At 67.9% G+C, this 8,836-nt stretch carries 8 protein-coding genes and 1 pseudogene; 5 read left to right on the forward strand and 4 right to left on the reverse strand.

Translation table 11 applies throughout. The features are described from left to right. Positions 1–44: 44 nt before the first annotated feature. Both C7C56_RS10100 and trmB read left to right on the forward strand, forming a co-directional pair. Entirely contained in the window at positions 45–260 is a 216-nt protein-coding gene (locus tag C7C56_RS10100) for a DUF6500 family protein (RefSeq protein WP_106757300.1), read from the forward strand. 195 nt (positions 261–455) lie between these two features. Next, positions 456–1,136, forward strand: coding sequence for a tRNA (guanosine(46)-N7)-methyltransferase TrmB (gene trmB / locus C7C56_RS10105; protein ID WP_106757301.1), 681 nt, complete (start codon positions 456–458; stop codon positions 1,134–1,136). 481 nt (positions 1,137–1,617) lie between these two features. On the opposite strand, the gene recQ is transcribed toward trmB, so the two are convergent. The 4 genes from recQ to C7C56_RS10125 form a co-directional block, all read right to left on the reverse strand. Then, complete coding sequence (gene recQ, locus C7C56_RS10110) at positions 1,618–3,438, reverse strand: DNA helicase RecQ (protein ID WP_106757302.1); 1,821 nt, start codon at positions 3,436–3,438, stop codon at positions 1,618–1,620. Between the two features lie 4 nt (positions 3,439–3,442). Next, positions 3,443–4,276 carry an undecaprenyl-diphosphate phosphatase gene (locus tag C7C56_RS10115; protein ID WP_106757303.1) on the reverse strand — a complete coding sequence of 278 codons (834 nt, stop codon included), beginning with the start codon at positions 4,274–4,276 and terminating at the stop codon, positions 3,443–3,445. Positions 4,277–4,409: 133 nt separating this feature from the next. Beyond that, on the reverse strand, positions 4,410–4,682 hold the full coding sequence (locus C7C56_RS10120; protein WP_106757304.1) for a YkgJ family cysteine cluster protein: 273 nt from the start codon (positions 4,680–4,682) through the stop codon (positions 4,410–4,412). Positions 4,683–4,795: 113 nt separating this feature from the next. Continuing rightward, complete coding sequence (locus C7C56_RS10125; RefSeq protein WP_106757305.1) at positions 4,796–6,991, reverse strand: copper-transporting P-type ATPase; 2,196 nt, start codon at positions 6,989–6,991, stop codon at positions 4,796–4,798. A 231-nt stretch (positions 6,992–7,222) separates the two neighbouring features. On the opposite strand from C7C56_RS10125, the gene C7C56_RS10130 reads away from it, so the two are divergent. The 3 genes and pseudogenes from C7C56_RS10130 to C7C56_RS10140 form a co-directional block, all read left to right on the forward strand. Next, entirely contained in the window at positions 7,223–7,648 is a 426-nt protein-coding gene (locus tag C7C56_RS10130; RefSeq protein ID WP_106757306.1) for a YybH family protein, read from the forward strand. Positions 7,649–7,716: 68 nt separating this feature from the next. Further along, the gene (locus tag C7C56_RS10135) at positions 7,717–8,142 is read left to right on the forward strand and encodes a hypothetical protein (protein WP_146204390.1); all 426 of its coding nucleotides are present in this window, start codon (positions 7,717–7,719) and stop codon (positions 8,140–8,142) included. A 136-nt stretch (positions 8,143–8,278) separates the two neighbouring features. Further along, positions 8,279–8,836 (forward strand): annotated as a pseudogene (locus C7C56_RS10140) (TolC family protein); the annotation flags it as partial.

The raw sequence follows: 8,836 nt of genomic DNA on the forward strand, positions 1-8,836 counted from the left end.
AAAGATGGGCTTGCCCGGGCCCTGGCAACAATTGTGAGCTGCAGATGAATCAAAACATACGACTAAAAATAATCGATGTTTGCGACCAAAAAATAGCGCAGAAGGGCGAAACCGTCGGCCTGTCGTTCTATGCCTTTTTCGCGAACAAGAATGACAATCCGGCGCTGCTGATGGAGGTGGCGACGTGGTGGATCGAGCAGGAGCGGCTCGACCATTTCGAGAAGGCCGTCAAGATCCGCAAGCTCGTCAGCGCGATGTAAACAAGCTGCGCGCGGGCTGGCCCGGGCAACGGCCGCCGGCGTGGCCCGATTCGGGCCGGCCTGCGGTGCGATATAATCTCGTCCGCGAATCTTGTCCGCGCCGCCTACCGGCCGCTTTCCCATCTGCTTTCCCATCTCTTACCGATACTTGCCCACATGTCTTCAGATACGCCCACAAACGGCGCCAGCCGGCCCATGCTTTACGACCCGAGCGAACATCGGATCCGCAGTTTCGTCACGCGCGCGGGGCGCCTGTCGATCGCCCAGGCGCGCGCGCTCGAGGAGCTCGGGCCGCGGTTCCTGCTGCCTTACGTGAAGGCGCCGCTCGACGTCGAGCTGGCCTTCGGACGCAAGGCGCCGGTGATCCTCGAGATCGGCTTCGGGATGGGCGCGACCACCTCGCACATCGCCGCGGCCATGCCGGACAAGGACTTCATCGGGGTCGAAGTGCACACGCCCGGCGTCGGCAGCCTGCTCAAGCAGATCGGCGAGCAGGGGCTGACCAATCTGCGCCTGATCCAGCACGACGCGGTCGAGGTGCTCAATCAGATGATCAAGCCTGCTTCGCTGGCCGGCGTGCACGTGTTTTTCCCGGATCCGTGGCACAAGGCGCGCCACAACAAGCGCCGCCTGATCCAGCCGGAGTTCGTCAAGCTGCTCACCGACAGCCTCGCGCCGGGCGGCTACCTGCATCTGGCGACAGACTGGGAAGACTACGCGGTGCAGATGCTCGAGGTGCTCAGCGCCGAGGCGGGCCTGCGGAACACCGCCGAGGGCTATGCGCCGCAGCCGGACTACCGTCCGCTCACCAAGTTTGAGAACCGCGGGCTCAAGCTCGGGCACGGCGTGTGGGATTTGGTGTTCACCAAAAAGTAGGTTGTTGCGAGCAGTGACCGTCAAGGCGGTGCGGCCATAGAACTGTAGCACTAAGCAATTGTTCTATGGATCCCCGCATGCGCGCACTGCTGTCCCGGATAATTTACTTGACATGGCGATGCGCTGAATTGGTCACTACATCGCTGCAGAAATCGTATCGCAGACACTTTAATATCGAAATCAATGTCATTCCCGGGCTCGGCGCCCCCTCAGCGGGAACCCACGCACAATCCCGGGCCTGAGGATCCGAGCGCCGCGTATAGATAGGTTCAGCATGGGTCCCCGCTTTCGCGAGGATGACGTTGGCTATTTTTATCGATGAGGATCGGTAGCGCGATTTCTGCCGAGTTAACGACAAGTTTTCGCATCGGTGCGATGCCAAGGAAATTATCCCGCCGCGTGCGCATGCGCGAGGACGATGTCGGTTTTCTGTTTTCCGAAAATAGCCGCCGCACGATTCCTGTACCGGCCCGGCCGCCTCTCAGTCGAACTCGGAGATGATGGCGACGATTTCTTCGCCATAGGACGCGAGCTTCTTTTCGCCCACGCCCGTCACGCCGCGCAGGTCGTCGAGCGAGGTTGGTCGCGCCTTGGCGATCTCGCGCAGGGTGGCGTCGACAAAAATCACGTACGCCGGCACATTGTGCGCGCGCGCGGTCTCGACCCGCCACCAGCGCAGCTTGTCGAAGATGGCCTGCTCGGAGTTCGACAGGTCGCTCTCCACATAGCCCTTCGCCGCCGCCGGCGCGCGCTTGGCCTTGACCGGTTTCTGGTACTGGCGCAGTTGCACCTTTTGCCCGCCCTTGAGCACCGGACGCGCCGCGTCGGTCAGCTTGAGCGAGCTGTATAACTCGTGGTCGACCGTCACCAGCCCCATCGCGATGATCTGGCGCAAAATGGCGCGCCACTCGGCCTCGGCGCGCTCGCTGCCGATGCCGTACACCGACAGCGCGTTGTGGTGCCACTGCTTGATGCGGTCCGTCTCGACCCCGCGCAGCACCTCGATCACATGGCCGGCCGCGAAGCGCTGGTCGACCCGGTAGATCGCCGACAGCAGTTTTTGCACCGGCACCGTGGCGTCGAAGGAGATTGGCGGGATCAGGCAGGTGTCGCAATTGCCGCACGGGGTGGAGCGCTCGCCGAAGTATTCGAGCAAGCGCGTGCGGCGGCAGCTCATGGTCTCGCACAGGCCCAGCATGGCGTCTAGCTTGACCGACAACACGCGCTTGAAGGTCTCGTCGGCCTCGGACTCGTCGATCATGCGCCGCTGCAGCACCACGTCCTGCAGGCCGTAGGCCATCCAGGCGCTGGCCGGCAGGCCGTCGCGGCCCGCGCGCCCGGTCTCCTGGTAGTAGCCCTCGATGCTCTTTGGCAGGTCCAGGTGGCACACGAAGCGCACGTCGGGCTTGTCGATGCCCATGCCGAAGGCGATCGTCGCGACCATCACGATTTTCTCCTCGCGCAGGAAGCGCGCCTGGTTGGCGCTGCGCTTGGGGTAGTCCATGCCGGCGTGGTAGGGCAGGGCGCGGATCCCGTTCTCGTTGAGGAATTCGGCGGTCTCCTCGACCTTTTTGCGCGACAGGCAGTAGACTATGCCGGCGTCGTCGCCGTGTTCGGCCGTGATGAAGTCGAGCAGCTGCTTGCGCCCGTTCGCCTTTTCGACGATCTGGTAGCGGATGTTGGGGCGGTCGAACGAGGAGACGAACTGGCGCGCCTCGCCCAGTTGCAGGCGCAGCGCGATCTCGGCGCGCGTCTGGTGGTCGGCGGTGGCGGTGAGGGCGATCCGGGGCACGTCGGGAAAGCGCTCGTGCAGGATCGACAGCTTGATGTATTCGGGCCGGAAGTCGTGGCCCCATTGCGAGACGCAGTGCGCCTCGTCGATCGCGAACAGCGCGATTTTGGACGCCTCGAACAGGTCGAGGCAGCGCGTCGTCATCAGCCGTTCCGGCGCCACGTACACCAAGTCGATCTCGCCGGTGCGCACCAGGCGCTCGATGCGCATCGACTCTTCGAACGTCTGCGTCGAATTGAGGAAGGCGGCGCGCACGCCGACTTCGGCCAGCGCGTCGACCTGGTCTTGCATCAGCGCGATCAGCGGCGAAACGACCACGCCCACGCCGTCGCGCAGCAGCGCCGGAATCTGGTAGCACAGCGACTTGCCGCCGCCGGTCGGCATCAGCACCAGCGCGTCGCCGCCGCTGGCGACGTGTTCGACGATGTCGCCCTGCTGCCCGCGGAAGGCCGGATAGCCGAACACGGTTTGCAGTTGCTCGAGCGCGCGCGCTCCGATCCCGGTGCTCATGATGTCACTCCGTCCAGTTGACCCAGCCGTAGTGCGCGCTCGCCAGCACGAAGATGCCGAACGCGATGCGGTACCAGGCGAACGCGGTGAAGTCGTGGGTGCTGATGTAGCGCAGCAGCCAGCGCACGCACAAAAACGCCGAGATGAAGGCGGCCACGGTGCCCACCGCGAAGGTCGGCAGGTCGGCCGCCGAAAGCAGCTCCCGGTCCTTGTAGAGGGAATACGCGGCCCCGGCCATCAGGGTCGGTATCGCGAGGAAGAACGAGAATTCGGTCGCGGCCTTGCGCGGCAGGCCGAACATCATGGCGCCGATGATCGTCGCGCCCGAGCGCGAGGTGCCGGGGATCAGGGCGGCGGCCTGGGCCATGCCGACCTTGAAGGCGTCGAGCACGGTCATGTCCTCGACCGTCGTGATGCGGGCGATCGGCGGATGGGTCTTGTTGCGGCGCTCGACCCACAGGATGATCAGGCCGCCGATGATGAACGCCATCGCCACCGGCACCGGCTTGAACAGCTGCGCCTTGATCATCGAACCGAAGGCCAGGCCCAGCAATGCCAGCGGCAGGAAGGCGACGACCAGGTTGAGCAGGAATCGGCGCGCCTTCGGGTCGCTCGTCAGGCCGGTCGCGACCGCGATCAGGCGCGCGCGGTATTCCCAGCAGATGGCCAGGATCGCGCCGGTCTGGATGACGATCGAGAAAACTTTCCATTTTTCGCCCTCGAGGTCGAGCAGGCTGGCCGTCAGGATCAGGTGGCCGGTGGAGGAGATCGGCAGGAATTCGGTGAAACCTTCCACCAGGCCCATGATGACGGCCTTAAGCGCGAGAATAATGTCCATTAATTGTTGTCTGCAGGTATTTTTGTTGAGTATTGAAGGAAATATGCGGGCCGATGAGGCAACACTACGCGGGGTCGAAGCTTACCACGAGCGGGCCCCGCGCCGGTGGGATGGGCGCAAGGAGGCGGGGCGGTTACGAGGTCAGGCGGTCGAGCGTGGCGAGGAAATGCATGGCCTGGACGCGGCTGGCGCCGCACATCTCGTGCGAGGGCTGCAGGCTGGCGCAAACGGCGGGCCGTTCGGGATGGCCGAAAATCTTGCAGCCTTCGTCCGCGTCGAGCTGGATGCAGCGCACGCCGGCGGGCTTGCCATTTGGCATGCCCGGGATGGCCGAGGAGATCGACGGCGCGGTGCAGCACGCGCCGCAGCCGGCACGGCAGCTTGGGGCCGGCGGTGCGGGGTGCATGGAGGGGGATTCGGTTGGGCTGGACACGGGCGCCAGTATAGCGCGCCGCCGCCTGCCCTGGCGTGGTTCGCGTCCTGGTCACGGCCCCTGGGCAAGCACGCAGGCGCGCCCCCTTAGCTTCGCGCCCGCCCCCTGCCGCGCAGGCGCAGCGCGTTGGCGATGACCGACACCGAGCTCAGGCTCATGGCGAGCGCGGCGATCATGGGCGAGAGCAACTGCCCCGTGAACGGGTAGAGCACGCCGGCGGCGATCGGGATCCCGAGCGCGTTGTAGACAAACGCGAACGCGAGGTTTTGCCGCATATTGCGCACCGTGCTTGTGGAAAGGGCGCGCGCCTGGGCGATTGCGCGCAGGTCGCCCTTGACCAGGGTCAGGTGGGCGCTGCCGATGGCCACGTCGGTGCCGGTGCCCATGGCGATGCCGACGTCGGCGCGCGCGAGCGCGGGCGCGTCGTTGATGCCGTCGCCGGCCATCGCGACCACCCGCCCTTCGCCCTGCAGCCGCTCGACCAGCAACAGCTTGTCGTGCGGGCGCACCTCGCCGTGGACCTCGCCGATGCCGAGCCGGCTCGCGACCGAGCGCGCCGTGGTCAGGCCGTCGCCGGTGGCCATGATCACGCGCATGCCGCCGCGCACCAGCGCGGCGAGCGCCTCGGCGCTGCCGGGCTTGACCGGGTCGGCGATCGCGACCAGCCCGGCCAGGCGGCCGTCGCAGCCAAGGTAGACCACGCTGGCGCCGTCGATGCGCAGGCTCTCGGCCTCGGTCTGGAGCGCGCGCCAGTCGATGTGCTCGGCCTCCATGAGCGCGGTGTTGCCGAGCGAGACGCTCTGGCCGGCCACGACGCCGCGCACGCCGATGCCGCTGGCCGACTCGAACGCCGACGGCCGGGTGAGGCCAAGGCCCCGGCGGCGCGCCTCGGCCACGATGGCCTGGGCCAGCGGATGCTCGCTGCCCTGGTCGATGCTGGCGGCCAGCTCGAGCACCTCGGGCGCGGAGAAGCCCGGCGCCGGCACCACCCGCTCGAAGCGCGGCCGGCCCTCGGTCAGGGTGCCGGTCTTGTCGACGATGATGGTGTCGACCTTGCGCAGCGTTTCGATCGCGGCGGCGTCGCGGAACAGGATGCCCTGGCCGGCCGCGCGCCCGGTGGCGGCCATGATCGACATGGGGGTGGCCAGCCCGAGCGCGCAGGGGCAGGCGATGATCAGCACGGCGACCGCGTTGACGAAGCCGTACACCCAGCGCGGCTCGGCGGGACCGGCCAGGCCCCACACGAGCAGCGTCAGCAGCGCGATGGAGGCCACCGCGAGCACGAAGTAGCCGGCCACGACGTCGGCGATGCGCTGCATGGGGGCGCGGGTGCGCTGCGCCAGCGCGACCATCTGGACGATTTGCGCGAGCACGGTCTGGGCGCCGATTTTTTCGGCCCGCATGACCAGGCTGCCGCTGGTGTTGAGCGTGGCGCCGATGAGTTTGTCGCCGGGGCGCTTGTGCACGGGCAGCGGCTCGCCCGTGAGCATGGCCTCGTCGACGGCGCTCTCGCCCTCGGTGACGGCGCCGTCGACCGGGACTTTTTCGCCCGGGCGCACGCGCAGCAGGTCGCCCACGTGCACGTGCGTGAGCGCGATGTCGGCCTCGCTGCCGCCGGCGTTGATGCGGCGCGCGGTGCGCGGCGCGAGCCCCATGAGGGCCTTGATCGCGGCCGACGTCTGCCCGCGGGCGCGCAGTTCGAGGATCTGGCCGAGCAGGGTCAGCGAGACGATCACGGCGGCCGCCTCGAAATACACGCCGACGCGGCCATGCCCTGCAAACCCGGCCGGGAACAGGCCGGGCGCGAGCGTGGCCGCCACGCTGTACCAGTAGGCCGCGCTGACGCCGCCGGCGATCAGGGTCCACATGTTGGGGCTTCGGTTGCGCACCGAGTCGATGCCGCGGCGCATGAACGGCAGCGCCGCCCACAGCACCACCGGACTCGCCAGCGCCAGCTCGATCCAGTTCTGCCCCGGCACGCCCAGCGGGAACCAGCGCGGCGCGGCCATCGCGAGCAGGACCAGGGCGACCGTCGGCGGCAGCGTCCACCAGAAGCGGCGCCGGAAGTCGGCCAGCTCGGGCGGGGCGTCGTCTGAGAGCGAGGGCAGCAGCGGCTCGAGCGCCATGCCGCACTTGGGACAGCTGCCCGGCGCGTCGCGGCGGATCTCGGGATGCATGGGGCAGGTGTAGATTGTGCCGGCCGGCGCCGGCGCCGGCGGCCCGGGCCGCGCGTGGCCGCCGTGGCCGGGGTGTCCTTCGGGCGAGGCGGGGATTGGTTTCATGGCATACACACCTAAGCTAGAGCTAAGCGCCGATTGTCGTGGCCTATCCTACGGACCACCCCCCTCAAGTTGTTTGAGCTGCCTCAATAATGGCGCGCTTGGGGCGGGCCGTCGTGCCTTTTAATTGCCCGGCATCATCGTCAATACGTGAAGAAGCTGAACAATGCGCGGCCGATGTCGGGTATGATTTCGGCCACCTTCACCGTACCTTCACCGCTCCCGGAGTCACCCATGCGCAAGATGATGTTCGTAATGATGATGGCGTTCGCCGCCCCGGCCTTCGCCGCAACGCCGCAGGAGACCGTGAACGGGTTCCACGCCGCGATGAGCGCCGGCGACAAGGTCAAGCTCGCCTCCTTCCTCTCGCCCGACGTGCTGATCTACGAATCCGGTTTCGTGGAGCGCTCGCGCGCCGAGTACGCCAGCCACCACCTGGGCGCCGACGTCGCGTTCGCCAAGGCGGTCACGCGCAAGGTGCTCAAGCATGGCGCGCGCGTCGCCGGCAACCAGGCCGTGCTGTGGGAGGAAACCGAAACCACCGGCACCTTGAAGGGCAAGCCGGTGCACGTGTTCGGCACCGAGACCACGGTCCTCGAAAAGGTCGGCGCCGACTGGCTGATCGTGCACGTGCACTGGTCCTCGCGCAAGGCAAAGTAGTCCGCGCCGCGCGGGCGCCGGGCGCGCCCGCCGCTTGAGTGTCTTTGCGGCTGTGATACACTGCGCGCATGAATCGTGTGCTTAAAATGTGCCTCGTGTGGCTGTTGCTGATCGCGCTCCCCCTCCAGGGGTTTGCCTCGGCAACCATGTTCTCGTGCGGCACCGAAAGCACGCACCACGCGCCCGACACGGTTGCCGCGGCGCGCGGCGAGGCCGACGCGCCCAAAAGCGCCGGCCATTGCGATCCATCGCAGAACGGCCAACCGGGCGCCGCCGCGCCGGCCGACGCGCCCGCCGATTCCTCCTTCCACGACTGCAAAAACTCCTGCAACGCCTGCCAGGCGTGCTGCGTGGGCGCCGTGCTCGTGTCCGGCTTCTCCGTCTGGAAACCGGCCGCCGTAGCGACGGAACTGCCTTCCGCCTCTCCCCAAGTGTTCGCCTCCGGCCACATTCCCGGCGGCCTCGAACGACCACCCCGCCTCCCCATCGCTTGATCCATTCCTGAACGCCATGTGCCGGGCCTAGCGCGCCGCCCAGGCGTTTCCGGATCGATTGCGCGCGCCGTCCGACCGCGCGCGCCCGACATCGTTGTCGATCCGACAGCGTGAATCCGTATCGAAAGTGATGCAAATGAATCCATATTTCCGCGCCGGCGCGTTGGCGCCGCTGCTGCTCGGCGCCGCCGCGTGCGCGCACGCCCAGGACGCCGGCCTGCACGCGGCCTTCGAGGCGGCATGGCAGCGCCAGCCGGCCCAGCAGGCGCAGGCCGCGCGCCAGGCCGAGCTCGACGCCAAACTGCGCGCCGCCGGCGCGCTGACCCCGGCGCCGGCCTCGGTGTCGGTATCGCAGCGCACCGACCAGATCGGCAGCAAGCTGGGCCAGCGCGAGGCCGAGGTCGAGTTCGACGTGCCGCTGTGGCTGCCGGGCCAGAAAGGCCGTGAGCGCGCCCTGGCGCGGGCCGAGGGCGGCGTCTACGCGGCCGCCCAGCGCCTGGCGCAATGGCGCCTGGCCGGCGAGCTGCGCCAGGCTTACTGGCAGGCGCGCATCGACGCCGACGAGCATGCGCTGGCCGTGCAACGCAGCGCCAGCGCGCGCGCGCTCGCGGCCGACGTCGCGCGCCGGGTCAAGGCCGGCGAGCTGGCCCGGGTCGACGCCAACCGCGCCACCGGCGAGGAGCAGGGCGCGCGC

It is taken from the genome of Massilia glaciei, from assembly GCF_003011895.2.
GTDB classification, from domain to species: Bacteria; Pseudomonadota; Gammaproteobacteria; order Burkholderiales; family Burkholderiaceae_D; genus Telluria_A; species Telluria_A glaciei.

What these genes read in the sequence shown, in the direction of transcription:
- C7C56_RS10120 (WP_106757304.1), bottom strand. Translation starts at nt 4,682, where the DNA reads ATGCACCCCGCACCGCCGGCCCCAAGCTGCCGTGCCGGCTGCGGCGCG.
- C7C56_RS10130 (WP_106757306.1), top strand. Translation starts at nt 7,223, where the DNA reads ATGCGCAAGATGATGTTCGTAATGATGATGGCGTTCGCCGCCCCGGCC.
- C7C56_RS10115 (WP_106757303.1), bottom strand. Translation starts at nt 4,276, where the DNA reads ATGGACATTATTCTCGCGCTTAAGGCCGTCATCATGGGCCTGGTGGAA.
- C7C56_RS10125 (WP_106757305.1), bottom strand. Translation starts at nt 6,991, where the DNA reads ATGAAACCAATCCCCGCCTCGCCCGAAGGACACCCCGGCCACGGCGGC.
- recQ (WP_106757302.1), bottom strand. Translation starts at nt 3,438, where the DNA reads ATGAGCACCGGGATCGGAGCGCGCGCGCTCGAGCAACTGCAAACCGTG.
- C7C56_RS10135 (WP_146204390.1), top strand. Translation starts at nt 7,717, where the DNA reads ATGAATCGTGTGCTTAAAATGTGCCTCGTGTGGCTGTTGCTGATCGCG.
- C7C56_RS10100 (WP_106757300.1), top strand. Translation starts at nt 45, where the DNA reads ATGAATCAAAACATACGACTAAAAATAATCGATGTTTGCGACCAAAAA.
- trmB (WP_106757301.1), top strand. Translation starts at nt 456, where the DNA reads ATGCTTTACGACCCGAGCGAACATCGGATCCGCAGTTTCGTCACGCGC.